The organism is Terrabacter aeriphilus (genome assembly GCF_039542985.1).
GTDB lineage: Bacteria > Actinomycetota > Actinomycetes > Actinomycetales > Dermatophilaceae > Terrabacter > Terrabacter aeriphilus.
This window is the reverse complement of record NZ_BAABIW010000028.1, coordinates 140,276-165,114: the sequence shown is the minus strand read 5'-3', so window position 1 is coordinate 165,114 and position 24,839 is coordinate 140,276. Positions and strand designations below refer to the sequence as shown.

31 protein-coding genes are annotated in these 24,839 nt (G+C 75.1%); 16 read left to right on the top strand and 15 right to left on the bottom strand.

Annotated features, from left to right (window positions below):
* Nucleotide 1 precedes the first annotated feature (1 nt).
* The gene (locus tag ABD979_RS19345) at nt 2-1,405 is read left to right on the top strand and encodes a tryptophan-rich sensory protein (RefSeq protein WP_345509161.1); all 1,404 of its coding nucleotides are present in this window, start codon (nt 2-4) and stop codon (nt 1,403-1,405) included.
* 65 nt (nt 1,406-1,470) lie between these two features.
* Here ABD979_RS19345 and ABD979_RS19340 read toward each other — a convergent pair whose 3' ends face one another.
* On the bottom strand, nt 1,471-2,433 hold the full coding sequence (locus ABD979_RS19340; RefSeq protein WP_345509160.1) for a GlxA family transcriptional regulator: 963 nt from the start codon (nt 2,431-2,433) through the stop codon (nt 1,471-1,473).
* A 91-nt stretch (nt 2,434-2,524) separates the two neighbouring features.
* Between ABD979_RS19340 and ABD979_RS19335 the strand changes: the two genes are divergently transcribed.
* On the top strand, nt 2,525-2,686 hold the full coding sequence (locus ABD979_RS19335) for a hypothetical protein (RefSeq protein ID WP_345509159.1): 162 nt from the start codon (nt 2,525-2,527) through the stop codon (nt 2,684-2,686).
* A gap of 23 nt (nt 2,687-2,709) precedes the next feature.
* On the opposite strand, the gene ABD979_RS19330 is transcribed toward ABD979_RS19335, so the two are convergent.
* Nucleotides 2,710-3,660 carry a DMT family transporter gene (locus ABD979_RS19330; protein ID WP_345509158.1) on the bottom strand — a complete coding sequence of 317 codons (951 nt, stop codon included), beginning with the start codon at nt 3,658-3,660 and terminating at the stop codon, nt 2,710-2,712.
* Nucleotides 3,661-3,876: 216 nt separating this feature from the next.
* Between ABD979_RS19330 and ABD979_RS19325 the strand changes: the two genes are divergently transcribed.
* Nucleotides 3,877-4,374, top strand: a complete 498-nt coding sequence (locus ABD979_RS19325) for a cysteine dioxygenase (protein WP_345509156.1) — start codon at nt 3,877-3,879, stop codon at nt 4,372-4,374.
* Entirely contained in the window at nt 4,371-4,784 is a 414-nt protein-coding gene (locus ABD979_RS19320) for a rhodanese-like domain-containing protein (RefSeq protein ID WP_345509155.1), read from the top strand. The genes ABD979_RS19325 and ABD979_RS19320 overlap by 4 nt, the downstream gene beginning before the upstream one ends.
* On the opposite strand, the gene ABD979_RS19315 is transcribed toward ABD979_RS19320, so the two are convergent.
* The gene (locus ABD979_RS19315) at nt 4,708-5,628 is read right to left on the bottom strand and encodes a LysR family transcriptional regulator ArgP (RefSeq protein WP_345509154.1); all 921 of its coding nucleotides are present in this window, start codon (nt 5,626-5,628) and stop codon (nt 4,708-4,710) included. The genes ABD979_RS19320 and ABD979_RS19315 overlap by 77 nt on opposite strands.
* Nucleotides 5,629-5,697: 69 nt before the next feature.
* On the opposite strand from ABD979_RS19315, the gene ABD979_RS19310 reads away from it, so the two are divergent.
* The 3 genes from ABD979_RS19310 (at nt 5,698) to ABD979_RS19300 (ending at nt 9,602) form a co-directional block, all read left to right on the top strand.
* The gene (locus ABD979_RS19310; RefSeq protein WP_345509153.1) at nt 5,698-6,294 is read left to right on the top strand and encodes a LysE/ArgO family amino acid transporter; all 597 of its coding nucleotides are present in this window, start codon (nt 5,698-5,700) and stop codon (nt 6,292-6,294) included.
* A 123-nt stretch (nt 6,295-6,417) separates the two neighbouring features.
* Nucleotides 6,418-6,576 (top strand): hypothetical protein, encoded by a 159-nt coding sequence (locus tag ABD979_RS19305; RefSeq protein ID WP_345509152.1) that lies wholly within the window; start codon nt 6,418-6,420, stop codon nt 6,574-6,576.
* 5 nt (nt 6,577-6,581) lie between these two features.
* Nucleotides 6,582-9,602 (top strand): helix-turn-helix transcriptional regulator, encoded by a 3,021-nt coding sequence (locus ABD979_RS19300; RefSeq protein WP_345509151.1) that lies wholly within the window; start codon nt 6,582-6,584, stop codon nt 9,600-9,602.
* A 69-nt stretch (nt 9,603-9,671) separates the two neighbouring features.
* On the opposite strand, the gene ABD979_RS19295 is transcribed toward ABD979_RS19300, so the two are convergent.
* Entirely contained in the window at nt 9,672-10,880 is a 1,209-nt protein-coding gene (locus tag ABD979_RS19295; RefSeq protein WP_345509150.1) for an MFS transporter, read from the bottom strand.
* A 58-nt stretch (nt 10,881-10,938) separates the two neighbouring features.
* Between ABD979_RS19295 and ABD979_RS19290 the strand changes: the two genes are divergently transcribed.
* Nucleotides 10,939-11,910: a winged helix-turn-helix domain-containing protein gene (locus ABD979_RS19290; RefSeq protein WP_345509149.1), complete on the top strand. Its 972-nt coding sequence runs from the start codon at nt 10,939-10,941 to the stop codon at nt 11,908-11,910.
* Nucleotides 11,911-12,021: 111 nt separating this feature from the next.
* Complete coding sequence (locus ABD979_RS19285; protein WP_345509148.1) at nt 12,022-13,023, top strand: peptidoglycan-binding protein; 1,002 nt, start codon at nt 12,022-12,024, stop codon at nt 13,021-13,023.
* 122 nt (nt 13,024-13,145) lie between these two features.
* Here ABD979_RS19285 and ABD979_RS19280 read toward each other — a convergent pair whose 3' ends face one another.
* The 7 genes from ABD979_RS19280 to ABD979_RS19250 all read right to left on the bottom strand — a co-directional run bounded on the left by ABD979_RS19280 (nt 13,146) and on the right by ABD979_RS19250 (nt 16,058).
* Nucleotides 13,146-13,319 (bottom strand): CsbD family protein, encoded by a 174-nt coding sequence (locus ABD979_RS19280; RefSeq protein ID WP_345509147.1) that lies wholly within the window; start codon nt 13,317-13,319, stop codon nt 13,146-13,148.
* 85 nt (nt 13,320-13,404) lie between these two features.
* Nucleotides 13,405-13,974, bottom strand: a complete 570-nt coding sequence (locus ABD979_RS19275; RefSeq protein WP_345509146.1) for a hypothetical protein — start codon at nt 13,972-13,974, stop codon at nt 13,405-13,407.
* Entirely contained in the window at nt 13,971-14,570 is a 600-nt protein-coding gene (locus ABD979_RS19270; RefSeq protein WP_345509145.1) for a DUF6286 domain-containing protein, read from the bottom strand. The genes ABD979_RS19275 and ABD979_RS19270 overlap by 4 nt, the downstream gene beginning before the upstream one ends.
* Nucleotides 14,567-14,968, bottom strand: a complete 402-nt coding sequence (locus ABD979_RS19265; RefSeq protein ID WP_345509144.1) for an Asp23/Gls24 family envelope stress response protein — start codon at nt 14,966-14,968, stop codon at nt 14,567-14,569. Before ABD979_RS19265 ends, ABD979_RS19270 begins: the two co-directional genes overlap by 4 nt.
* A complete protein-coding gene (locus ABD979_RS19260) occupies nt 14,961-15,140 on the bottom strand; it encodes a DUF2273 domain-containing protein (protein WP_345509143.1) in 180 nt (59 codons plus the stop codon). Before ABD979_RS19260 ends, ABD979_RS19265 begins: the two co-directional genes overlap by 8 nt.
* Before the next feature lie 67 nt (nt 15,141-15,207).
* Nucleotides 15,208-15,606 (bottom strand): Asp23/Gls24 family envelope stress response protein, encoded by a 399-nt coding sequence (locus ABD979_RS19255; RefSeq protein ID WP_345509142.1) that lies wholly within the window; start codon nt 15,604-15,606, stop codon nt 15,208-15,210.
* Nucleotides 15,607-15,611: 5 nt separating this feature from the next.
* Nucleotides 15,612-16,058 carry an Asp23/Gls24 family envelope stress response protein gene (locus tag ABD979_RS19250; RefSeq protein ID WP_345509141.1) on the bottom strand — a complete coding sequence of 149 codons (447 nt, stop codon included), beginning with the start codon at nt 16,056-16,058 and terminating at the stop codon, nt 15,612-15,614.
* Nucleotides 16,059-16,215: 157 nt separating this feature from the next.
* Between ABD979_RS19250 and ABD979_RS19245 the strand changes: the two genes are divergently transcribed.
* From ABD979_RS19245 to ABD979_RS19230, 4 genes are all read left to right on the top strand, one after another.
* Entirely contained in the window at nt 16,216-16,767 is a 552-nt protein-coding gene (locus ABD979_RS19245; RefSeq protein WP_345509140.1) for an RNA polymerase sigma factor, read from the top strand.
* The gene (locus ABD979_RS19240; protein WP_345509139.1) at nt 16,758-17,375 is read left to right on the top strand and encodes a hypothetical protein; all 618 of its coding nucleotides are present in this window, start codon (nt 16,758-16,760) and stop codon (nt 17,373-17,375) included. The genes ABD979_RS19245 and ABD979_RS19240 overlap by 10 nt, the downstream gene beginning before the upstream one ends.
* Nucleotides 17,376-17,491: 116 nt before the next feature.
* Nucleotides 17,492-18,505 carry an SMP-30/gluconolactonase/LRE family protein gene (locus ABD979_RS19235; protein WP_345509138.1) on the top strand — a complete coding sequence of 338 codons (1,014 nt, stop codon included), beginning with the start codon at nt 17,492-17,494 and terminating at the stop codon, nt 18,503-18,505.
* An 80-nt stretch (nt 18,506-18,585) separates the two neighbouring features.
* Nucleotides 18,586-18,876 (top strand): hypothetical protein, encoded by a 291-nt coding sequence (locus ABD979_RS19230; protein WP_345509137.1) that lies wholly within the window; start codon nt 18,586-18,588, stop codon nt 18,874-18,876.
* On the opposite strand, the gene ABD979_RS19225 is transcribed toward ABD979_RS19230, so the two are convergent.
* A complete protein-coding gene (locus ABD979_RS19225; protein ID WP_345509136.1) occupies nt 18,873-19,832 on the bottom strand; it encodes a hypothetical protein in 960 nt (319 codons plus the stop codon). The two genes, ABD979_RS19230 and ABD979_RS19225, sit on opposite strands and share 4 nt — an antisense overlap.
* A 137-nt stretch (nt 19,833-19,969) precedes the next feature.
* Between ABD979_RS19225 and ABD979_RS19220 the strand changes: the two genes are divergently transcribed.
* Both ABD979_RS19220 and ABD979_RS19215 read left to right on the top strand, forming a co-directional pair.
* Nucleotides 19,970-20,683: a cobalamin B12-binding domain-containing protein gene (locus ABD979_RS19220; protein WP_345509135.1), complete on the top strand. Its 714-nt coding sequence runs from the start codon at nt 19,970-19,972 to the stop codon at nt 20,681-20,683.
* 5 nt (nt 20,684-20,688) lie between these two features.
* Nucleotides 20,689-21,909 (top strand): MFS transporter, encoded by a 1,221-nt coding sequence (locus tag ABD979_RS19215; protein ID WP_345509134.1) that lies wholly within the window; start codon nt 20,689-20,691, stop codon nt 21,907-21,909.
* Here ABD979_RS19215 and ABD979_RS19210 read toward each other — a convergent pair.
* The 3 genes from ABD979_RS19210 to ABD979_RS19200 form a co-directional block, all read right to left on the bottom strand.
* Entirely contained in the window at nt 21,890-22,591 is a 702-nt protein-coding gene (locus ABD979_RS19210; protein ID WP_345509133.1) for an SDR family NAD(P)-dependent oxidoreductase, read from the bottom strand. The two genes, ABD979_RS19215 and ABD979_RS19210, sit on opposite strands and share 20 nt — an antisense overlap.
* A gap of 96 nt (nt 22,592-22,687) precedes the next feature.
* Nucleotides 22,688-23,305: a thymidine kinase gene (locus ABD979_RS19205; RefSeq protein WP_345509132.1), complete on the bottom strand. Its 618-nt coding sequence runs from the start codon at nt 23,303-23,305 to the stop codon at nt 22,688-22,690.
* Between the two features lie 56 nt (nt 23,306-23,361).
* Nucleotides 23,362-23,775, bottom strand: coding sequence for a hypothetical protein (locus ABD979_RS19200; RefSeq protein ID WP_345509131.1), 414 nt, complete (start codon nt 23,773-23,775; stop codon nt 23,362-23,364).
* Nucleotides 23,776-23,904: 129 nt separating this feature from the next.
* On the opposite strand from ABD979_RS19200, the gene ABD979_RS19195 reads away from it, so the two are divergent.
* Nucleotides 23,905-24,801 (top strand): aminoglycoside phosphotransferase family protein, encoded by an 897-nt coding sequence (locus tag ABD979_RS19195; protein ID WP_345509295.1) that lies wholly within the window; start codon nt 23,905-23,907, stop codon nt 24,799-24,801.
* The last annotated feature ends 38 nt before the right edge of the window (nt 24,802-24,839 follow it).

Genomic DNA, 24,839 nt, shown 5'->3' with positions numbered 1-24,839 from the left:
CATGACCTCCTCCCGCACCGCCCTCGTGACCGGCGCCTCCGGCTACATCGGGGGGCAGGTCGTGCCGCGCCTGCTCGACGAGGGCTGGACCGTGCGCGTGCTGACCCGGCACCGCAGCTCGATGGACGACCGGCCGTGGCGCGACCGCGTCGAGGTGGTCGAGGGCGACGTGTCGTCCGCCGACGACATGCGGCGGGCGCTCGACGGCGCCGACGCGGCCTGGTACCTCGTGCACTCGATGGATGACAAGCCCGACTTCGCCGAGCGCGACCGCGAGGCCGCGACGATCTTCTCCGAGGCGGCCAAGGCCGGCGGCGTCTCGCGCATCGTCTACCTCGGCGGCCTGCACCCCGACGACGAGGTGCTCTCGCCGCACCTCGCCTCGCGCGTCGAGGTCGGCCGCATCCTGCTCGACTCGGGCGTGCCGACCGCCGTGCTGCAGGCCGCGGTCGTGCTCGGTGACGGCTCCGCGTCGTTCGACATGCTGCGCTACCTCACGACGCGCCTGCCGGCGATGGTCGCGCCGAAGTGGCTCGACAACCAGATCCAGCCGATCGCGATCGACGACGTCGTGACGCTGCTCGTCGGCGCCGGCAGCCTGCCGGCCGAGGTCAACCGCACCTTCGACATCGGCGGGCCCGAGGTGATGACCTACCGCGAGATGATCGCCCGGTTCTCCGACGCGACGGGCCGCCGCCGACCGGTGGTCGTCACGGTGCCCGTGCTGACGCCGCGCCTCGCCAGCCACTGGGTGGGACTCGTCACGCCGATCTCGGCAGGCCTGGCCAAGCCGCTCGTCGGCAGCCTCGTGCACGAGGTCGTCGCCAAGGAGCGCGACATCGAGCGCCACGTCGACGTGCCGGGTGGCTACACCGACTTCGACACCGCGGTGCGCTCGGCCATGCGCACGGCCCGGCCCGACACCGTGATGCGCAACCTCGCGCTCGCGGGCGCGGCCACCGCCGCGACCGTGGTCGTCGGCTCGCTCGCGACGAAGCCCGACTCGAACTGGTACCGCTCCCTCGACCTGCCCGACTGGCAGCCACCGGCGATCGCGTTCCCGCTCGTGTGGAGCGTGCTCTACACCGACATCGCAGCGAGCTCGGCCACGGTGCTCAACGCACTCGACAAGGACGGCGACGCCGCGGGCCGCCAGGCCTACCTCAAGGCCTTCGGCACCAACCTCGCGCTCAACGCCGCGTGGAGCTGGCTGTTCTGGCGCTCACGCCGCCCGTGGGTGGCCGCGGCCGAGGCTGCCCTCCTCACGGCGAGCTCGGCCGACCTCGCCCGCCGCGCGGGCCGGGTGAGCCGCGGATCGGGCGTCGCCCTCTCGCCGTATGCGGCGTGGTGCGGGTTCGCGACCGTGCTCTCGGCCGCCATCGCCCGGCGCAACCCCCGTCGCTGACGTCCTCTACGGCTCTCTAGCGCCGAGCCGAGACGGGGGTAGAGCACGCCATCGAGCCGGGCCGCTCAACCGACGCCGGGCTCGTGCGCGAAGGCGCGCCGGTAGGCGACCGGCGGCACACCGATCTGGCGCTGGAAGTGGTGCCGGAGCACGGCCGCGGTCGCGAAGCCGCTCGCGTGCGCGACGTGCTCGACGTCGAGGTCGGTCGACTCGAGCAGATGGCGGGCGCGGAGCACCCGCTGGCTCGTCAGCCAGCGGTGGGGCGTCGTGCCGACCTCGGCGGCGAACCGGCGCGCGAACGTGCGTTCCGAGAGGGCGGCCCGCCGGGCGAGCGACGGGATCGAGTGCTCCTCGTCCAGGCGCTCGGAGACCCACTCGAGGAGCTCCTGCAGCCCCTCGCACGGCTCGGTCGGCAGCGGCGTCTCGACGAACTGGCGCTGGCCGCCGGAGCGGTGCGGCGGCACGACCATGCGGCGCGCGATCCGCGTGGCCACCTCCGAGCCGAGCTCGGAGCGCACGAGGTGCAGGCAGGCGTCGATGCCGGCGGCAGTGCCCGCGCTCGTCAGCACGGGACCGTCCTCGACGTAGAGCACGTCGAGGTCGACGCGCGCCCCGGGATTCTCGGCGGCGAGCTGCGCGGCGTGCCGCCAGTGCGTCGCACACTCGCGCCCGTCGAGCAGGCCGGCCGCGGCGAGCTGGAACGCGCCCGAGCAGACGGAGAGCACCCGGCCGCCGGACGCGACGGTGTCGCGGAGCAGGTCGAGCACGGCCGGGTGGTACGGCCCGTCGACCGCGCCGCCGGGGATCGCGACGAGGTCGGCGCCGCGTGCGGACTCGAGGGGCAGCGGCGCCACCACACCCATGCCGGTCGTCGTGCGCAGCACCTCGCCCGGCCGGGTCGAGCACACCCGGAAGTCGAAGGGCGGCACCCCGTCGTCGGTGCGGTCGACGCCGAAGACCTCGCAGAGCACGCCGAGCTCGAAGGTGGCGACGGGCTCCTCGGCGACGACGGCAACGGTGCGCAACATGGGATCAGGGTCGCAGCACTGGCAGGATCTTGTCGAGCATCGACGGTTCTGCCACTCGTGGCAGCATCACGATGGGCGCAGACTTTCTGCCATGGACATCCTCTTCTTCCTCATCCTCGTCGGACTCGTCGTCGCGGCCCTCGAGCCGCACCACCGCAGGACCTTCCGGCTCCCCCGGGCGCCGTTCGGCGCGGACGCGGAGGTCGACCGCGACCTCGAGCGCGTGCTGCACGACGCCCCGATCGCGCACTGAGCCCACCGAGCTGCCGATCCCGGCTACCCCGCCCGGCGCCGCGTCAGCAGCACGCCCGCGATGCAGAGCGCCCCGCCGACGAAGGTCAGCGGCGGCGGCACCTCGCCGAGCAGGCCCCACGCGATGAGCGTCGCGAGGAACGGCACGAGGAACGTCGTCAGGGTCAGCCGGCCGGCATCGCTGCGGGCGAGCACGTAGGCCCACGTCGAGAAGGCGATGGCCGTCGGGAAGACGCCGAGGTAGGCGATCCAGCCCAGCGTCGCGGCGTCGGCGGTGCGCACGACCTCGACGAGCTCTCCCGACCACGGCAGGCAGACGACCGCGCCGATGACGCACGCGAGCCACGTGACCTCGGGCCCCGGCAGCCGGCCGAGGAGCGGCTTCTGCGCGAGGACGCCGACGGCATACGTGACGGCGGCGAGCACGGCCAGCCACACGCCCACCGGGTCACCCTTCTCGCCCGACGCGAAGCCCTGGGCGATGACGATCACCCCGCCGAAGCCGACCGCCATGCCGAGCAGCAGCCAGCGGCTCATCCGCTCGCCGAGGAACACGGTGGCCAGCAGGGCCACGAGGATCGGACCGATCTGGACGAGCAGCGCCGACGTGCCGGCGTCGATGCGGCGCTCGGCCTCGTTGAGCGCGAGGTTGTAGACGCCGAACCAGCCGATGCCGCAGAGCAGCAGGAGCGGCCAGTCGCGGCGCGCGGGCCACGTGCGCGGCCGGCGGAAGACGAGCCCGCCCAGCGCCACCGACGCGACGAGGAGCCGACCCAGCGAGAGCGCGCCCGGCGGGACGTCGCGGCCGAGGTGGCGGATCGCCACGAACGCCGACGCCCAGAGCAGCAGGGTGACGGCGACCGCGCCGAGGACGAACCCCGCGCCGCGACGCGACCTGCGGACCACCGGGCGCGAGGCGCCGGGGTCGGGGGCACTGGCTGCACCGGGGTCGGGGGCGCTGGGACGGACGGTCACGCGAGAACCCTAGGGGCCGACACCGACACGACCACGCGCCCGTCAAGCACCGCTTGCCGATCGCGCTGCTCATAAGTTAGCGTTGGGACCATGCAAAGGCATGGTTATGAACGCGGGTCACGTGAGAACTGTCGCCCGCTCGGGAGCGCCGGCACGCGCTGACGCCTCCCGAGCGCCACCGACCCGACCACCACCGCACCTCCCGGAAGGCCCACCATGTCCCGCGGCACCCAGCGCACCACCGTCGACCTCGCCCTGACCGCCCGGCGCCTCGCCCGCCAGCACTCCCTCTGGCAGGGGCTCGTCGACTTCGACCCGATCACCCGCTACTACGCGCGGCTGCACGCCGACGCCGACCACGAGGCCTGGCTGCTCACCTGGCTGCCCGGGCAGGGCACACCGTGGCACGACCACGGCGGCAGCGCCGGCTCGTTCGTCGTGCTCCAGGGCGTGCTGACCGAGGAGGTCGCGGGCTACCGCTCGGCGCGCGACCTCGACGACGTGCGGCGCGCCACAGGCCCCGGCGTGCTGCTGACCCCGGGCGACCAGCGCAGCTTCGGCACCCGGCACCTGCACCGCGTGACGAACGCCGGCTCCGACCCGGCCGTCAGCCTGCACGTCTACGCCCCGAAGCTGACCTCCATGACGAACTACCGGGACGTCGACGGCGTGCTCGAGGTCGAGGAGCAGGCCGAGGTCGGGGTCGACTGGTGAGCCGACCCCGTCCGCGCACCATCGACGAGGTCCTCGCCGACGCCCGCTCCGGGCTCCACCGACTCACCCCGGCCGAGGCCGAGTCGGCCCGCACGCGAGGCGCGTTCGTCGTCGACATCAGGCCCGTGGCTCAGAGGGCGTCCGAGGGCGAGCTGCCCTTCGCGACCCCGATCGAGCGCAACGTCCTCGAGTGGCGCCTCGACCCCTCGAGCGACGCCTCGCTGCCGGTCGCGAGCCATGACCTCGAGGTCGTCGTGCTCTGCCAGGAGGGCTACACCTCGAGCCTCGCGGCGGCCGCCCTGCAGGAGCTCGGCATCCACCGCGCGACCGACGTCATCGGGGGGTATGCCGCGTGGCGCGCCCACCTGGACGCCGCGCCGCCGGTGCCGCGGACGCCGCCGCCGTCCTGACGGCCTCGGTGAGCCGGTCGAGGTGCGCCGACGGGAGCCGCCAGCGCTGCCAGTAGAGCTCGACGTCGACGTGGTCGCGCGCACCGAGGCGCACGAGCTCGCCCGACTCGAGCAACGGCGCGAGCTGGGTCGTCAGGAGGGCGCCCCACCCCAGCCCGGCGCGTACCGCGGCGACGAAACCACCACCGTCGGGCACCTCGTGCGTCGGCGGGGCCACGTCGACCCCGTGGCGGTCGAGGATGTGTTGCTGGATGTCGTCCTTGGCGTTGAAGCGCACGAGTGGCATTGCGCCCCAGTTGATCCCGCGCCCTGAGCGATGGCGCTCGAGCAGGCCGGGCGTCGAGGCGGGCACGTAGCGCATCGTCACGAGCGGCTCGGTCGAGCAGCCCTGCACGGGTGACGGGTCCGACGTCACGGCCGCCAGCACCTCGCCGGAACGGAGCAGCCGGGCCGAGTGGTCCTGGTCCTCGACGCGGAGGCGCAGCACGGCGTCGTCCCAGCGCGCGGCATGCGTCAGCACGGACCCGAACCACGTCGCCATCGAGTCGGCGTTGACGACGACCGGCAGGTCGACGCGGTCCCGGGCGTCGGCCGCCAGCCCGGCGAGCGCCTCGGACTCGAGCAGGCCCTGCTGGCGCGCGAGCCGGACGAGCGCTTCCCCTGCCGACGTCGCCCGGCACGGCGTCGACCGGACGACGACGACCTGACCGATCCCGGCCTCGAGCGCCCGGACGCGCTGGCTGACCGCCGACGGCGTCACGTGCAAACGGCGAGCGGCTGCCTCGAACGTGCCGGTGTCGACGATGGCGAGCAGCGTGGCCAAGTGGTCGGGATGGATCGGCATGAAGACAGGCTAATGATGGGTGAGGATCTTTCGCTTCACTGATCGCCGTCCGGCCCCTACGGTCGACGGGTGACGTCCATCCTGCCCGGCTTCCTCACCATGGCCTCGCTCATCGTGGCCATCGGTGCGCAGAACGCCTACGTGCTCCGCACCGGCCTCGCGCGCCGGCACGTCGGGCTCGTCGTCACCGTCTGCGCCATGAGCGACGCCGTCCTCGTCGCCGCCGGAGTGCTCGGCGTCGGCGGTCTGGTCACGGCACACCCCGGGCTGCTCACCGTCGTGCGGTGGGTGGGGGCGGCATACCTCGTCGGCTACGGGCTCCTCTGCCTGCGCAACGCCCGCCGGCCCTCCGGGCTCGAGGCGACGCACGGGTCGGCGTCGCGCGGCGGCGTCCTCGCGACCGTCCTCGCCCTGACCTGGCTCAACCCGCACGTCTACCTCGACACGGTCCTGCTCGTCGGCTCGCTCGCCAACCAGCACGGGCCGGACGGGCGCTGGTGGTTCGCCGCAGGGGCTGCCGTCGCGAGCGTCGCGTGGTTCACCGCCATCGGCTACGGCGCCCGGCTCCTCGCGCCCCTCTTCGCCCGGCCGGCGACGTGGCGCGTCCTCGACGTCGCCATCGCCCTCGTGATGTTCGCCATCGCCGCCACCCTCGTCCTCGGCTGAGGTAGCAGGTCCCGGGATCTGAGGTAGCGGGCAGGCACGGATAGGGAGCTCGCCCGATGTGGGGGTCTACCTCAGCGGCCGAATCTGGAGGAGTCCAGAAACGGCACGACCAGAGGAAAGACCATGACCATGCACTACATCGACTTCCGCACCGTCCAGGTCGAGATCGAGTCCCGCTACCCGCAGCGCCGTCGCGTCCGCCGCGACTCGTCGCTCGAGATCATGCGCCGCACCATGGCGCGGGTCTCCCGTCAGGAGAACAACCCGGGCCGCGCACGGTGACGACAGTGACGACGGCGACGCGACCCGTGTCGCAGGCCGTCCCCCCGCTGTCGGCGGAGTACGCGATGATGCCGCGTATGCCGCTGCGCACCGGCCCCCTCATCGGACGCGACACCGACCTGTCCCGTCTCGCCGACGCCATCGGGCTGCGCCCCGCGCCGGGCGCGCGGCCCGGTGGCGTCGTCGTGCTCTCCGGCGACGCCGGCATCGGCAAGTCCCGCATCGTCAGCCGGCTCCTCGACGACGCGACCGAGGCCGGCTGGTTCACGGCCGTCGGCCACTGCGTCGGCCAGGCCGGCAGCAGCCTCGCCTACCTCCCCTTCGTCGAGCTCGTCGGCACCATCGACGCCACCCACCCCGAGGTCGTCGAGCGCGTGCTCGACACGCACCCGAGCCTCGGCCACCTGCTGCCCGGCAGGCCCACCGCGCCAGCCACATCCGACGTCCCCACCGGCCGCAGCACCGACCCCGGACAGGTGGCCGAGTCGGTCCACGCCCTGCTGTCGGCACTCGGCGACGCCCAGCCGTCGCTCATCGTCGTCGAGGACGTCCACTGGGCCGACCACTCGTCGCGCGACCTCATCACCCTCCTGCTCACCCGTGGCTTCACCCGCCCGGTCGGCCTCGTCGTGACCTACCGCTCCGACGACCTCTACCGCCGCCACCCCCTCCACGAGACGCTCGCCGTGTGGGCGCGCATCGCGGGGCTCGAGCACGTCGAGCTCGCCCCGCTCCCCGACGACGCCGTCCGGGAGCTCGTCTCCGGCATCGAGGGCGCTCCCACCGACCCCGGCACCGCCGCCGAGATCGCCCGCCGCGCGCAGGGCAACCCCTTCTTCGCCGAGGAGCTCGTCGCGAGCGCCGCCGCGGGCCAGTCGCTCACCGGCGGCCTGAGCCGCGTGCTGCGGGCCCGCGTCGACCAGCTCGACGACACGGCGCAGCGGGTGGTGCGCGCCGTGGCCCTCAAGGGCGGCCAGTTCATCGGCCACGACCTCCTCTCGCGCGTCGTCGGCCTGCCCGACGACGAGCTCGAGGCCGCGCTCGCCGCCGCCGTCGAGCACCACGTCCTCGAGACCCGCTGGCCGCCGGCCTACACCTTCCGCCACGCCCTCCTCGGCGAGACCGTCGCCGACGGCCTGCTGCCGGGTGAGCGGCTCCGCCTCCACCGGGCGTATGCCGCCGTGCTGGCCGAGCACCCCGGGCTCGCCCCCGCGTCCGAGCTCGCCCGCCACGCCGCGGCGGTCGGCGACCTGCCGACGGCGGTCACGGCGAGCCGGGCGGCGGCCGAGGCGGCCATGGCCGTCGGCGGCCCGCAGGAGGCGCTGCTCCACCTCGAGCGCGCCCTGGCCTGGCTCGACGAGGACGACCCGCAGCGCGACGAGCTGACCCTTCGTGCGTCACGCGCGGCCATGGTCGCGGGCGACGCGCTCCGGGCGATGGACCTGCTGCGCGACCGTCTCGACCACCCGGGGGCCGCGCAGGATCCGGGGGCGCGCGCCGACCTGCTGTCGGCGCTCGTCGTGCGGTCACGGGTCCTCGACCTGCCCGTCGACTCGATCGCGATGACCGACGAGGCCCTCGCGCTCATCGGCGACGAGGCCGACGAGCGCCGGGTCCGCGTGCTCGTCGCGCGGGTGCAGGCGCTCGTCGACCACGGCTCGTTCGTCGAGGCCGCGGTCGTCGGCAACGAGGTCTCGCTGATCGCCGAGCGGCTCGGGCTCGGCGGCGCGCTCGCCGAGGTCCGCACGATCCTCGCGCGCGTCCTTGAGGCCCAGGAGGACCTCGACGCCGTCGAGACGCACCTGCGCTCCATCGTCGCCGACCTCGGCCCCGACGACCCGCTGCTGCTCCGCGGCCTGCACCAGCTCGCCTCGCTCGCCCACCGGCGCGGTGACCTCCCGGGGTCGCTCGCGCTCTACGACCGCGGCGCGGACGTCGCGCGGCGGATGCACCGCGAGTGGGCACCGTGGGGCCAGGAGTGCCGCCTCCTTGGCGGCATCACCGCGTACGAGCTCGGCGACTGGGACGGCGCCCTGCGGCGGCTCGACCTCGCCGGCCGCCCGGCCCCGCAGCCGGGCCGCACGATCTTCACCGGCGCCGCCCTCCTCGTGCGCTCCGGTCGGGGTGAGCCGGTCGACCCCGACCTCGTCGCGACGATGCGCGAGTGGTGGCACGTCGACGGCCTCTGCGTCGTGCTGACGGTCATGCCGGCGGTCGACGTGCTCGGCCACGCCGGTGACCTCGCCGGGATGCTTGACGTCGTCGAGGCCGCCGTCACCTTCCTCGACGCCGCCTGGGGCGAGTACCACGCGCTCGTGCGGCTCGGCGCGCTCGTCGCGGGACAGGCCGCCACCCTCGTCCCGCACGCCGACCCGGCGCTGCGGGCCCGCGCGCTCACCCTCGTAGCGACGCTCGCCGAGCGGGGCCGCCGGATCAGCGACCTGCGGCCTGCGGTCGAGGCGGCGATCCGGCCGAAGTTCGAGCGCTCGGCGCCCGAGTCCCTCGAGGACACGAGCCGCGAGACGTGGGCGTGGACGGCGCGCCTCGAGGCCGAGCTGCTCCGGCTCCAGCGGGTCGCCGGCGTGGACGACCCGCCGCCCGTCGCCGACCTCGTCGGCGCGTGGCGCGAGAGCGTTCACGCCTTCGAGCGCTACGGGCACGTCTTCGAGACCGCGCGCTCGCAGGCCCGGCTCGCGGAGTCGCTGCGAGCCGCCGGCGACGACGCGACCTCACGCGACGTCGCCGAGCGCGCCCGTGAGGTCGCGGTCCGTCTCGAGGCCAAGCCCCTGCTCGCCGAGCTCGACGACGTGCGCCCGACCCAGACCGCCCCCGACCTCACGCCGCGCGAGCTCGAGGTGCTCGCCCTGCTCGCGCAGGGCCTCTCCAACGGGCAGATCGGCAAGCAGCTCTACATCAGCACGAAGACCGTGAGCGTCCACGTCTCCAACCTGCTGGCCAAGCTCGGCGCGTCAGGACGCACCGAGGCGGCGGCCATCGCCCGGCGCCGGGGCCTCGTCACGGGCTGAGTCGGACCAGCCGGGCCAGTCGGGTCAGCCGGGCCAGCCGGACCAGCCGGACCAGCCGGGCCAGTCGGGTCAGGTTCTGGCACCGGCGAGGACGGCGGCCCCCGGCCGGGACCGGCGCAGCCCCGGCGTCAGCGCGAGCGAGACGACGACCGACGCGACGGCCATGACGCCCATGGCGCGCGCGGCCGCGACCGGGCCCGTCCCGAGGACGCTCGCCACCGTGCCGCCGACCAGCGCGCCGAGCGCCTGACCCACCATGAGCCCCGTGCCCTGCAGGCCGAAGACCTGACCGCGGGCGCGCGCCTCGGTGTGCGTCACGAGCCGCTCCTGCAGGGGCAGGCTCGCCGAGTAGCCGATCGACGCCACGAAGGCGAGCGCGGCGGCACACGGCAGCGACGGCACGAGGAAGAAGGCGAGGTAGGGCACGGCGAGGAGGAGGCGCAGCGGGCCGATGAGCCGGTCGCGGACCGCCACGGGGAGGAAGCGCCCGACGACGACGTCGCCGAGCAGCATGCCCGCGGCCGTGACGGCGAAGAGGTAGCCCGCGCGCTCGCCCGCGAAGGGCACGAAGAGCGCCTCGCACCCGACGACGAGTCCGTTGGGCACCCACATCGTCAGGTAGAGCGGCCGGATGACGCGCGAGCCGAGCAGGGCACGGTTGACCTCCCGCGTGCGGCGCACGACCGAGGCCCCGGCGTGCCGTGGCGGGTGGTCCGACAGGCCGAGGCGCAGCAGCACGACGGCGAGGAGGAGGGCACCGGCGGCGCCGAGGAAGAGCTGCGTCGTCGTGAAGGTGATGAGCAGCAGGCCGCCGACGCCGTAGCCGACGATCTGCATGCCGCCGACCGCGATGTTCATCGTCGCCCGGCCGAGGATGAAGCCGTCGGGCGGCAGGATGTCGGAGACGAGCGCCATCATGCTGCCGCCGAGGGCCGACGTGATGAGCGGACCGACGGCGAGGAGCGCGAAGCGCCAGCCCCACGGCAGGCCCGGGATCGCCTGGAGCAGGTCGCTGACCATCGTCGTCGTGAAGACGAGCACGAGGGCGGTCCGCGGGCGCACGAGGTCCGAGCCCGAGCCGAAGAGCGTCTGCCCGACGATCCGCATGAGCGGCGCGCCGAACATCGCGAGCGCCGTGAGCACCGGCGACCCGGTGGCCGCGAAGGTGATGGTGCCGAGCGCGAGGGAGGCGACGGCATACGCCCCGATGTTGATGCACTGGACGAGGAAGAGGACCCGGAACTCGCGGACGGCGAACAGCTGGCGGTAGGTCTTCACGGGCTCACCCTGACGAACCCGAGGGCGCGGGCGCTAACGTTTCGGCAGGAGGCGAAACATGGGGACCTGGCAGATCTCGGCGGACCTGCTCGCGCGGAGCCGCTTCGTCATCTCCCCGCGCATCGAGACGGTCGGCGCGCTCAACGACCTCGTGCGCCCCTCCGACCCCGAGGGGCGGGCGCTCGCCGCCGCCCACGGCGAGGCGTTCCGGGCCATGCTCGACGAGCACCCCGTGCGGCGGGTCGTGCTCGAGCACAGCTGGAGGCCGCAGTGGATCTCGGACTGGCTCTGCCTGCCGCCGGCCACGGGTGGGCGCACCTTCGCCGAGGAGCTGGACGACGTGCGCGACCTCGGCGACGACGTCATGCGCGACTGCCTCGCCGAGAGCTCGCCCACGCGCGAGCTGCCCGACGTGCTGCTCGCCGACGGGCTGACAGGGCACGGCGCCGAGCTGCTCGACTGGGTGTGGACGCACGTCCTCGCCACCGACTGGGCGCGGCGCGAGCGGATCCTGCACGCCGACGTCGTCGCCCGCACCTCGCGGCTCGCCACGCAGGGGTGGGCGGCCGTGCTGCAGGACCTCGGCCGCGACCGCGAGTGGGTCGGCGACGGCCACCTGCGGATCAACCACTACGACCTGCCCTCGCGCGTGCTGCCCGACGACGCCGACCTCTTCTTCGTCCCCGTCAACCACCGCGCCCGCTGGGTGGGCTGGCTCCTCCCGCAGCGGTATGCCGTCTACTACCCCGTCGCCGGAGCGCTGGCCCGCGTCGACGCCGGGGCCCCCGACGGGCTCGCGCGCCTCGTCGGCCGCAACCGCGCGCGGATCCTCACCGCGATCGGGTCCCCGTCGAGCACGAGCGGACTCGCGGCCACGACCGGGCTCGCGGTCGGGTCGGTGGGCGACCACCTGCAGGTGCTGCTCGCCGCCGGGCTCGTGCTGCGCCGGCGGTCGGGGCGCGAGGTGCTCTACTGGCGCACCGCCGTCGGCGACGCCCTCGTCGCCTCGGGCTCGGGCCCGAACTCGTGAAGCTGACCCGGATCTGGGTAGTCCTCCCCATGTACGACCCCGGCGACCGCCCCTAGCGTCCGTGCTGCGGACCGCGACCGCGACCGCACCACCGACACCCAGGGGTCAGTCATGTGTGAGCTCCACGAAACCACCACTCCCGCCGTCGGGCGCCGCACGCTCCTCCGTGGCGCCGGCGGCCTCCTCCTCGGTGGCGGCCTCGTCGCCGCCACCTCGAGCGCCGCCCAGGCCGCCACGTCCCAGAACGGCTGGCCGGCCGGCTCGTCGTCCACGGTCCCGCTCGCGACGCTCTCGGTCGGTGCCGCGACCTTCCCGGCCGGCGTGCGGCGCGGCGACGTCCACGTCGTCCTCGGCTACGTCGCGCGGCGCTTCGACAGTGAGGTCGAGGCGCTCGTCAAGGGGTGGTGCTGGGGCCACAGCTACCGACCGATCTCGGGCAGCACGACCCTGTCGAACCACTCGAGCGGCACGGCGATCGACCTCAACGCGCCCCGTCACCCGCTCGGGAAGTCGGGCACCTTCACGGCCGCGCAGCGCTCGCGCATCCGGGCGATCCTCACCTCCTGCAACGGGGTCGTGCGCTGGGGCGGTGACTACTCGGGCCGCAAGGACGAGATGCACTTCGAGATCAACGTGCGCCCGGGCGACGCCCGGCTCGCCGCCCTCGCGAAGCGGATCGGTGGCAGTGGGGGCGGCACGCCGACGCCCGCACCGATCGCCTGGACGACCGTCAAGCGCGGCGCGAGCGGCTTCCGGGTCACGGCGATCCAGCACCTGCTGCGCGCCCGGGGCCAGAGCCTGACCGTCGACGGGTCGTTCGGCCCCACGACGCAGGGCAAGGTCGTCGCGTTCCAGCGGTCCACGGGCCTGTCGGCCGACGGCGTCGTCGGCCCGAAGACGTGGTCGGCGCTCGTCGTCACGGTCAAGCGCGGCTCCACGGGCCAGGCCGTCGTCGCGGCCCAGAAGCTGCTGACGCACCGGGGCTACGCCCTGACCGCCGACGGTGCCTTCGGGGCCGTGACCACGTCGAAGACCCAGGCCTTCCAGCGGGCCCGTGGCCTGACGGCCGACGGCGTCGTCGGCCCGCGCACCTGGGCCAAGCTGACCGCCTGAGGCCGGCCCGTCCGGACCGGCGCCCTGGCGCAGACGCACGTGTGCCGCCGAGACCGAGGCTCGGCGGCACACGTCGTTCGCGGTCGGGGTGGCCGATGCCACCCCCGCACCCGGCGAACGGATCAGTTCTTGAAGGCGTCCTTGACGTTCTCGCCGGCCTTGCGCGCGGAAGCCTCGGTCTGGTCCTTCTGGCCCTCGGCCGCGAGGCGCTCGTTGTCGGTCGCGTCGCCGATGGCCTCCTTGGCCTTGCCGGCGAGGTCCTGGGCGGCGTTCTTGGCCTTGTCAGCGATACCCATGATGCATTCCTTCTCTCGTGGTGCCGACCGCGATGGCGGCCGGGGTCTGGTGGGGTTGCGCGGGGTTCGGGCGACCCCGCGCGGGTCAGGCGACCCGGCTCGGCGCCGGGGCGCGGCGACCGACGACGACCCGGACGCGCAGGCCGACGCGGTCGTCGGTGGCGCGGGCGAGCTGCTCCGCGACCTCGGCCACGGCTCGCTCGATGCTGCGCACGTCGGCGCGCGCCGACGTCGTGGCCTTGAGGTCGACGAGGGGCCGGCCCTGGGCGTAGGCCGTCGTCGAGCGCACGCTCGTGACGTCCGGCCGGGTGCGGAGCGCGCGGGCGGCGGCGTCCGCGACGGCCCCGACGTCGTAGCTGAGCCTCCCCTGCGGCGAGCTGCCGGGTAGTCCGAGCCGGCTCGGGCGCGACCGCGCGAGGTGTGCCAGCAGCCACCAGAGGCCGAGCCCGACGAGGAGCAGGCCGGCGGCGGCGAGCGCCCAGGCCCACCACCCCTGGCTCGGGGCGTCGGCCACGCCGGAGGCGAGCACGAAGCGGTCGGGCATCCCGGAGAGCGTGCCCAGCCGCCACAGCAGCCCGAGCACGCCGGCGGCGAGCAGGAGCAGCCCGGCGAGCAGCACGAGGGTGCGGTCGACGGCGACGGTGCGGCGGGTCATGAGTGGTCTCCGATCGCTCGGGTCGTGACGCGGACCGTGGGCGTCGAGGCGAGCCCGCTCAGGGAGTGCTCGACGGCCTCGGTGATGCCGGCGGCCACGCCGGGGTCGGTGCTCGTCGTGCGGGCGAGCACCCGCACGACGCGGCGCGTCGCGGTGGCGCGTGCCTCCACGACGCCGTCGACACCCGACGCCGCGCTGCGCGCGATACCGGCGACGGCCGACGGGGTGAGCCACACGAGGGAACGGTCGCCCACGGCGAGGTCGCGGCGCGGGCGCGGGCGCACCGCCACCACGACGACCCAGAGGCCGAGGAGCGCGAGCACGACGCCGGCGGGGACGTACCACGCCTGCGGTCGCACGCTCCGCAGCTTCTCCACGAGCGAGCTCGTCACGGCGGTGCCGTCGAGAAGGCCCGCGAGCACGGCGGCGTCGCGGAGCAGGAGCACGCCGACGGCCGTGACGAGCAGGCCGAGCAGCACGGCCCAGCCGGTGGCCGGGGGCGCTCCGGTCGGAGCCGGCGCCCCGACGGGCGAGCCGGTGCGCACCCGGTCCGGCCCGGGCGTGCGAGCCGGGGACTGCGGTGGTGTCGCGGTCACTGGACCCGTCTCCTCTCGGGGATGTCGGTGGGCAGGTGGGCGACGTGCACGTCGACGGCGTCGACGGTGAGGCCGGCCAGCTCGGTCAGGGCCCGGGCGACGCCGTCCTTGGTGCGGGTGGCGACGTCGGCGAGCGAGCTGGGCCAACGGGTGGCGATCTCGACGGAGGCCCGGGCCCGGTTGCCCGCGACGACGACCTCGACGCGCGGCAGCGAACGCCCGGTCACCTTCTCCAGGGTGTCGGCGTGCCGCAGCACGCCGTCGACCTCGAGCACGGCCGCCTCGACGATGCGCTCGACGGCCCGGTCACGCAGGACGAGCGTCCCGCGCGCACCGGCGTCGACGAGCTCGTTGGGCTCGGTGGGCTCGGTGGGCTCGGTGGGTTCGGCGTCATTCACGGCCGCGCCCACCCAGGAGGCGGCCGAGGTCGAACTCGCCGTCGCGCTGGCCGCCGAGGAGGAAGCCGACGCCGCCGAGCACGAGGGCGAGCAGGAAGCCGGTGAATCCGCCTGCGGCGCCGGCGACTCCGAGCAGGAGGCCGGCGAGGAGGCCGACGGTCGAAGTGGTCATGTGTCTCATCTCCAGGAGTTCGAGTGGTCAGGGGCCGTGATGGCGGGTCGCATCGTGGCGGTTCGCGTCACGGGGTGTGGCCCGGCGCGATGTCCGTGGAGGCGTCCGGGTTGACGTCCGGAGCGGCCTCCGTGGGGGCATCCGGCGTGACGTCCTCGACGGTGACGTGGACGGGCAGGTCGACGACGGAGCGCACGGCGCGCCGCACGTCGTCGGCCACCTGCCGCACGGGCCGGCCGCTGCCGACGGTCACGTGGACCTCGGTGCGGTCGTCGCGCTGCCGGATGCCGACGACACGGCGTCCCGGCAGGTAGGTGGCGGCCACCCCGAGCGGGCCCCCGTGCAGGCCGGTCACGCCCTGCACCGCGAGGACGGCCTCGCCGATGCGGTCGACGAGCCCGGCGGGGTCGGGACGACCAACCTGGTCGTCCGGGCCGACCCCGCCGTCCGCCGGCACTGCACCCATGGGTGTCACTGCACCCGGGGGGCCTCGGTGGGAGCGTCGTCGCCGCCCTCGTCGAGGTAGACGTCGTGCACGGTCACGTTGACCTCGACGACGTCGAGACCGGTCATCCGCTCGACGGAGGAGATGACGTTGCGACGGATGTCGGTGGCGAGGTCGGCGATGGCGATGCCGTACTCCGCGACGATGTCGATGTCGATGGCGGCCTGCGTCTCGCCGACCTCGACGCCGACGCCCTGGCTCTGGTTGACCCGGCCACCGGGGATGCGCTCGCGCAGGGCGCCGACGGCGCGGGCGGCGCCACCACCGAGGTCGTGCACGCCCGAGACCTCGCGGGTCGCGATGCCGGCGATCTTCGACACGACGGTGTCGCTGATGATCGTGCGGCCCTGGCTGTTCGAGCCGGAGGCGTCGGAGGGGGCCGTGCGGGTCTGGGAGGCGTTGGTGTCAGCCATGGTCACTGCCTTTCGTGTGTTCGTGCTGTCACAGGTGTAGTCGCGCCGACCCGGCGGAACCGCACGCTCCGATCACTGTGACCTGCGTCATACCCGTCCGGGCGCCGCGTCCGGACGCGGCGACTCGGCACGGCGACCGAGCGGGTACGTCCCCTCCGTGACCGACCGTGCCGACCGCAGTGACGCGAGCCTTGCCCGCGACGCCGCCCTCGGTGACCGCGTCGCCTTCGAGACGCTGCTCCAGCGCCACGGCCCGGCCCTGCACCGCTACGCCCTCCGCTCGTGCTCGACCGCCGCGGACGCGGAGGACGTCGTGCAGGAGACGTTCGTCGCCGCCTGGCGTGGCCTGGCCCGGTGGGACGGTCGGGCCAGCGTCAAGACGTGGCTCTTTGCCATCGCGGCCCGTAAGGTGGCCGACTCGGGGCGTCGACGCCGCGCCGTCCCGATCGACGACGAGCTGCTCGAACCCATGGCGTCCCCGGAGGCCGGGCCCGACGAGCGGGCGCACGAACGTGAGCTGGTCGAGGCCCTGGAACGCGCCCTCGACGAGCTGCCCTACCGGCAACGGGCCTGCTGGGTGCTCATCGAGGTCGAGGGACTCAGCCAGGCCGAGGTGGCCTCGGTGCTCGGGATGACTCCCGACGCCGTCCGGGGCACGATCTTCCGAGCGCGGCGCAACCTGACGGAGAGGATGGTGAGATGGCGGTGAACGGCAGGCCGCACGACCCGTCGACCCCGGAGCCCGCGGGCCCACAGGCCACGGCGGAGGAGCAGCAGCGCGCCGCCGACCTCGTGCGCCTGGGCGCCGAGCAGATGCGAGCCACCCCCGCGCCGGGCTGGTTCGACGTCGCGGCGCGGGTGACCCAGGCCGTCCGCTCCGCCACGCGCCGCGGGGTCGAGATCGACGCGGCCTGGCAGGTCGTCGACCCGTTCGAGCCCTCCTCCTCACCGACCGCCACCCCCACCGCCGTGCCCGCCGAGCCCTCTGGGGACCGGCTGCGGATCAGCGACCTCGTCCTCGTCGACGCGCTGCGTCGCGCGCTGGCCGCCGTCCCGCGGTGCCAGCCGAGCGCCGTCGACCTCCTGCTCGACGAGGACACCGCGGCCGACGGCACGCGGGTCGTGCGGTGCAGCGGCGCGCACGTGAGTCTCGTGGCGGCCTTCGACGTCGACCTCCACGCCGTGGCCGGGCAGGCCCGGTCGATCACCCTCGAGACCCTCACCGACCTGCTCGGTCCCCCGCCGGACGGCCTCTCTCGTGACGCGGTGGTCGACGTCGAGATCGTCGACGTCACCCGCGAGGACCCCCGGACCTGATCCCGCCGACCGCCCGGGGGCGCCGACGTCCGCCACGGTGCGCAACGTCGTGCGCGCGCCCAAGGTTCACCGCCGACCTCTGTCTTTCTGCGCCGGGGCCGGACCAGCATGGACCCATGGACACTCACCTCGGTGTGCCGACCGGCACCCCCTCGCGTCGCCTCGTCCTCGGCTCGGCCGCCGCCGTCGCCGTCACCGCCCTCAGCGCACCCACCGCCACCGCCCACGACAACGCCCACGACTCCGGTCACGGCCACCACCACGGCCGCCTGCCCGCGCGCATCGACCTCCCGACGGGCACCCAGCCCGAGGGGATCACCTCGAGCCCCGACGGCACCTTCTACGTCGGCTCCGTGGCCGACGGTCGCGTCGTCACGGGGAGCCTGCGCGGCGGCCCGGTGCGCACCCTGCTGCCCCCGGCCGCCGGCCGGTCGCTCCGGGGCCTCTTCCACGTGCGCCGCACCGGACTCGTCTGGGCCGTCGGCTCGGTCGGCGCCGTGGGGCACGTCTGGGCCCTGCACGCGCGCACCGGCGCGGTCGTCGGTGACGTCGTCGTGCCGGGCGCCGGCTTCCTCAACGACCTCGTCGTCACCCGCGACGCGGTGTGGGTCACCGACTCGTCGGTCGACCGCCTCACGGTCGTGCGGCTGGACCGGCACGGCCGCCCGGCCCGCACGGCACCCCGCTTCGTCCCGCTGGGCGGCGAATGGCCGTCGAGCCCGCCGAACTCGTTCAACGCCAACGGGATCCGCGTGCTGCCGCACGGACCCATCCTGCTGAACCACAGCCGTGTCGGTGGCCTGTGGCAGGTCGACGCCCGCACCGGCACGGCCCGCCGGATCCCCGTCGCCGGCGGACCGCCCATCACGAGCGGCGACGGGCTCGAGCTCGTCGGCCACACCTCGTACAACGTGCGCGGCAGCGGCCCCCAGGACGTCAGCGTCGTGCGCCTGCGCTGCGACGACGGCCGCGTGCGGGGTCGCCACGTCGCCACGCTCACCGACCCGACGCTCGACGTGCCCTCCACGGCGACCGCCTCGCTCGGCGCGCTCTGGGTCGTCAACGCCCGCTTCGGCATCCCCGACCCGGCCACGGCGCCCTTCGCCATCACCCGTCTCGGCCGGGTGTGAGGCCGCTCGTGCCGCCGGGTCCCGCACCTCGGGTGCACGGGAGCATGGACCCGGCGGCACGGTGCGCGCACACTGGGCAGATGACCGACCACCACCGCCCGACCACCACCCGGCGGCTGCTCGTCGCCGCTGCCGGTGCCACGCTCGTCGCGCTCTCCACGCTCGCCGCCGGGTCTGCGGCCGCGGCCGCGCCCCGGGCGTCCTCGACGGTCGTCCCGGCCGTCCGGACCACGCTCGCCGACGCCCGCCTGCCGGAGGCCGCCACGCCCCACACCGCCGCACCCCACACCGCTGCACCCCACGCCGCTGAACCCCACGCCGTCCCGACCCGCGCCGGGTCGTGCAGCGTCGCGATGATGGACGACCTCTAGGCCGCGTCGCCCACCGGCCAGTCCCCGCGCCACGTCGACCGCGGGCTGACGTAGGGGCTGATGAGCGCGACGAGTCCCGGGTCCGCCTGCCCCGCCAGCACGTGGGAGGCGATCCGCCGCGCCGCGCCGGCCAGGAAGTCGGCGAGCTGCACGCGCGGGTCGTCCTGGGAGTCGACGAACGCGATGCCCTCGAGCCGGTCGGCACCGCCGTCCGCGCTCGCCCCGACCGCGGTGCGGATGGCCGCGTCGGTCAGGGTCGCCTGCACGTCGTGCACCACCCAGAGCGGCCGACCGCTCGCGCCCCAGTGCCGCAGCACCTCGGTGAGCGCCGGCACGATGGGGTCGAGCGCCCCGCGGCCCCGCGCCACGAGCGCGAGCAGCCCGTCGGCGTCGGTGGGCACCGCCCCCGCGAGCCCGGGCGCCAGGTCCCGCACCTCGTGCAGGCCGCGCCGCAGCGCGAGCGCGCTCGCCGTCGCCTCCTCGAGCGACCGGGCGCGCACGAGATCGTTGAAGTCGGCGAGCACCACCTCCCACCCGGCCGACCCGAGCCGTCGCGCGGCACCCCGGTGCAGCCGCAGGGCCTGCCGAGCCAGCCGCGTGCGCGAGCCCGTCGAGGGCTCGAGCAGGTCGAGCATGCGGCCCGTGAGGTGCAGGGCCTTGTCGGTCAGGTGCACGTGAGCCCGGCCGAGCAGCGGGCCCTCGGGCCCGAGCAGCCACTCGAGCAACTGCCGGTTCTGCGGGCGCAGCACGACGCTGGCCTTGACCTCGGTGGCCGGCGAGCGGGCCTCCACCCGCACCCGCTCGATCGTCTCGAGGGCCGCCACCGTCGTCACGTCGACGCTGGCGTGCGCGAAGGTGTCGGTGCTCCCGCGCACGAGCTTCTCGCCCTCCGAGCCCGACTCGTCGCACGCCACCTCGAGGACGGTGGTCGGGCGCTCGGGCGCGGCGGGCGGCATACCTCATCCTGCGTCGCCGGGGGCGCGACGCCAACCGGGTTCGCGACCCACGGTGGAGATCGGGGGAGAACGGGTACGACGCGCGCGCTCGGCCGCGGGACCCGCCCGACCCCGGGCGCGACGGGAGGAGCCCGCTCATGACGCCGTCGGCTCCAGCCGAGGCCCGTGCCTCGATCGACCTGCTCGAGCAGACGCTCGAGAGCTTCGACGAGACCGGTGGCCACAGGGTGCTGAGCCGTGCCTTCGAGACGCTCGGCGTCGAGGAGGCGCTCGCGCACGTCGTGCTGCCCTACCTGCGCGAGATCGGCGAGCGCTGGGCGGCGGGCTCGATCGGGGTCGCCCAGGAGCACTTCGCGAGCAACGTGCTGCGCTCGCGGCTCGGCGTGCTGCTCGGTGCGCTCGAGCGCACCGACGGCCCCCTCGTCGTGCTCGCCTGCATGCCCGGGGAGCAGCACGAGTTCGGCCTGATGGCCACCGGCATCGTGCTCTCGCGCCTCGGTTGGCGCACCTGCTACCTCGGTGCGAGCACACCGCCCGCCGAGCTCGCCCGCACCTGCCGCACGCTGCGGCCCCACGCCGTCGTGCTCTCCGCCCGTCGTGCGACGGCCTTCGCCGCGCACGCCCCCGTGGTGCGGCGGATGGCCGAGACGACCTCGGTGCACCTCGCGGCGCCGGGCGCCACCGCGGAAGTCGCCACGCTGTGCCACGCCGATCGCCTCGTCGGCGACCCGGTGACCGCCGCCCGTCGCCTGCACGCGGACGCCGGGGTCGACGCGATGGACCACCTCGACCACCCGGACCACCCGGGCCACCTGGGACACCCGGACCTCGACGAGTCGACCGCGGTCTGAGCGCCGTGGCCTGGACCGGGCACCTCCCCGCGAGCCGTGAGTACCGCCGCATCCTCGTCGGGCTCGGCGCCGCCGGCGTCGCGACCTTCGCCCAGCTCTACTCCCCGCAGGGGCTGCTGCCGACGCTGGCCCGCGGCCTCGGGGTGAGCCCGGCCGACGCCGCCCTCTCCGTCTCGCTCGCCACCCTCGGGGTCGCCGTCGCGGTGCTGCCGTGGTCGTGGGTCGCCGACCGGGTGGGGCGGCTGCGCGCCATGCAGGTCGCCATCGTCGCCTCGACCGTGCTCGGCGTGCTGGTCGCCCTCGCGCCGACCATCGAGGTGCTCCTCGCCCTCCGGCTCGTCGAGGGCATGGCGCTCGGTGGCCTGCCCGCGCTCGCCGTCACCTACCTGCACGACGAGGTGCACGACGAGCACACGGCCGCCGCCGCCGCGGCCTACATCTCCGGCACGACCGTCGGCGGGGCAGCCGGGCGGCTCATCGCCGGCCCCCTCGCGGGCCTCGTCGGCTGGCGGCCGGCGCTGCTCACCGTGGCGGGGGTCTGTGCCGTCGCCTCCGTCGTCTTCCTCCGGCTCATGCCGCGCCCCCGCGGCTACCGACCGAGCACCGCGGCCACGGCGCGCACCGTCGCCGACGGCATCCGGACGAGCCTGCGCGACCCCGCCCTCCTCGCGCTCTACGCCCAGGGCGCCCTGCTCATGGGCGGCTTCGTCGCCGTCTACAACTACCTCGCCTTTCGGCTCGAGGGGCCGGAGTTCGGCCTGCCCGCCACGGTCGGCTCGCTCATCTTCGCCGCGTATGCCGCCGGCACCGTCAGCTCGCGCCTGACCGGTCGGTGGGTGCCGCGCCTCGGCCGCCGCCGGGTGCTCACGCTCGGCACGCTGACGATGGTGGCCGGCGCGCTGCTCACCCTCTCGGGCCGCCTCGCGCTCGTCGTCGTCGGCCTGCTCGTGCTGACGGCTGGGTTCTTCGCGGCGCACGCCACCGCCTCGGCGTGGGTCGGCGCTCGTACCTCGACGGGCCGGGCCCAGGCGACGGCGCTCTACAACGTGCTCTACTACAGCGGCTCGGCCCTCGTCGGCTGGCTCCTCGGCTACGCGTGGTCGGGCCGGGGGTGGGGCTCGGTCGTGACCGGCGTCGTGACGCTCGCGGCCGCCGCCCTCGTCGTCGCGCTGACCGTGCTGCCCGGTGACCGGTCGCGACGCGTCGTCAGTCGCTCGAGCCGCTGAAGCCGCTCGACGGGAGGTCGCGCTCGTCGTCGGCGAGCGCCTGCACGACCCGCGCCGCCACGGCGTCCGGCTCGAGGCCCCGGGGCAGCCGTGGCGCCTGCCCGGCGACGGGCCGGGACGCGAGCCCGGTCTCGGTGTGCGGCGGGCGCACGTCGAGCACCCGGATGCCGCGCCGGCGCAGCTCCCCGGCCAGGGCGGTGTCGAAGGCGGTGAGGCCGGCCTTGGCGGCACTGTAGGCGGCCATCCCGGGCAGGGCCCGTTCCGCCACGACCGCGCTCACCTGGGCGAGGAAGCCGCCCTGCGGGATGACCCCGAGGGCCGCGCGGGCGAGCCGGATCGGGGCGACGAGGTCGAGCAGCAGCACCTCGTCGAGGGTGTCGTCGTCGAGGTCCTCGATCCCGCCGAAGGCCACGACGCCCGCCGCGTTGACGACGCCGGTCAGGGGCGCAGCCGCGGCGGCGGCCTCGACGACGGCCGCCGGCCCGTCGGGCACCGTCAGGTCGCGCGCCACGGTGGCGACCACCGCGGCGCCGAGCTCGTCGGCGAGGGACCGCAGCCGTGACTCGTCGCGCCCGGCGAGGCTCACCCGGGCGCCGGCCCCGACGAGCCGCCGGGCGATGGCGCTGCCGAGCCCCCCGGTCGCTCCGACGACGAGCACGTGGGCCTGGGCGAGGTCGGTCATGCCGCCATCCTCACCCGCGCGCGCCGACTCCGGAAGAGGCGCTCCCGGTGGCCCGACCCACCGGAACGAACGCGGGGCGGCCGGGGAGGCGGGCTCTCAGGACGTCGACGGGTGGACCGGCCGCACGAAGCACGAGCGGCAGCGGGCCTCGTAGCTGAACGAGCCGTCGTCGGGCAGCGCCTCGGAGCCGCCGAGGTGCTCGAGGAACGGCTCGCCCGACCGGAGCACCTGGGTGTGCGTGGCGCTGAAGTCGCGGCACTGGTCGCAGACCGCGCGGCGGTAGGTCACGGAGTCGGGGCCGAGCTCGAGCAGGGCCCGCACCGGCGCGAAGAGCTCGCCGCGGTGGTCGAGGTCGATGCCGGCCACGACGACGCGCGTGCCGCGGCGGAGCAGCTGCTCGACGACCGCGACGTCGTCGAGGTCGAACATGTGCACCTCGTCGACGGCCACGACGTCGAGCTGCTCGTCGAGCGCCCCGTGCAGCGACCCGACCTTCGTCGTGGCGAGCTTCCCACCGCTGCGCGAGGTGACGCCGGTGTCGCGCACGTGCCGCTCGGACTGGTAGACGCGGTGGCGGACACGGGTGAACTGCAGCGGCGACAGGAGCGAGATGAGGGCGAGGCTCTTGCCCGACTTCATCGGCCCGAGCACGACGTCGAGCGACACCTCCGAGGCGGTGCGGACGGCCGGCCTGACGTCGTCGATCGTGGTCACGGGCCAGAACGCTATCGGCCGGCGCCGACACCGGCGAAACCGCGGTGGACCGTGGCTCAGGGACCGTTGCCCTGGGCCCCGCGGATCGCGGCGGCACCGCACTCGCTCGTGATGCCCGAGCCGTTGACCGTCTCGACGAAGGCGTCGCCGTGACCGGCTGCCCGGGCCGAGGCGCCGACGAGCCAGCACGCGTCGGTGTCGGTCGGCACCGTCGCGCCGCCGACGTCGACCGTCGCCACCTGCGAGCCGAGCATGGCGAACTGGTCGTCCTGGCGACTGACGAACCAGGCCCAGCCGATGACGTTGGCGAGCAGGAGCACCAGGGCGAGCCCCACGCTCACCGGCCGCCGGAGGGAGGCCTCGAGGCCCGACAGCGGTGCGTCGACACCCGCCTCGGTCGGCGGCCGGGGGTCCGGGGTGGCGGACGGCTGCTGCCGGTCCTGGGTCTGCGTCGGGTCGCTCTCGTCCATGAGATCCCTCTGTGATGGGCGCGCCGTCCTGGCGCGATGCAGGTGCGAGGGTACTGGTTCCGCGGCGCCCGCCCGGCCGAAACCGGGTGGACCCGTGCGTGGCCCCGCCCTAGCGTGGCCGGCGTGCCGATGCATGCCGACGAGGTCCGCGCGACGCCCGAGCTCGGCGGGCGGCTCGTCGCCGAGCAGTGCCCGCAGTGGGCGCACCTGCCCGTCACAGCGTTGCCCGACGACCTCGAGGGCACCGACAACGTCCTCTTCCGGCTCGGCGAGGCCCACGTGGTGCGGATGCCGAAGATCGGCTGGGCGCAGCACCAGGCCACCTCCGACGCGCGGTGGCTGCCGCGCCTCGCCCCGCACCTGCCGGTGACGGTGCCCGTGCCCGCCCACGTCGGTCGGCCCGCCGCCGACTTCCCGTATGCGTGGTCGGTCGTCCCGTGGGTCGAGGGCACCACGCCGCCCCGGCTGGGCACCGACGACGTGGCCCTCGCGGGCGAGCTCGCGGCGTTCGTGCGGGCGCTGCAGGCGGTCGACCCGACGGACGGACCGACGAAGCCACCCGGGCACCGGGGGACCCCGCTGCGCCACGTCGACGAGGCGGCGCGCCGGGCGCTCGGGCGCCTGCGCGACCACGACGACGGGCTCGACCTCGACGCCGCCGCGCGCGCCTGGGGGCTCTGCGTGGCAGCGCCCGACTGGCACCGCCCGCCGGTCTGGCTGCACGGCGACCTCCAGCCCGGCAACCTCGTCGTCGACGGCGGGCACCTCGCGGCCGTCATCGACTGGGGGGCGATCGGCGTCGGCGACCCGGCCCCCGACGTGACCGCCGCGCTCTGGACCTTCACCGGCGACGCCCGCCGCGCCTGTCTGGACGCCCTCGCGCCCGACGAGGCGACGTGGCTGCGGGCCTGCGGCTGGGCGCTCGCGCCCTCCCTCACCGGCATCGACTACTACCGGCACACCTTCCCGCGGATGGCAGAGCACGGCCGGCAGATGGTGCGCGCGGTGGTCGCCGCGCTGACCTGAGGTGACTTCAGGCCTGTCTACTCGCCGGTCACCGGGCT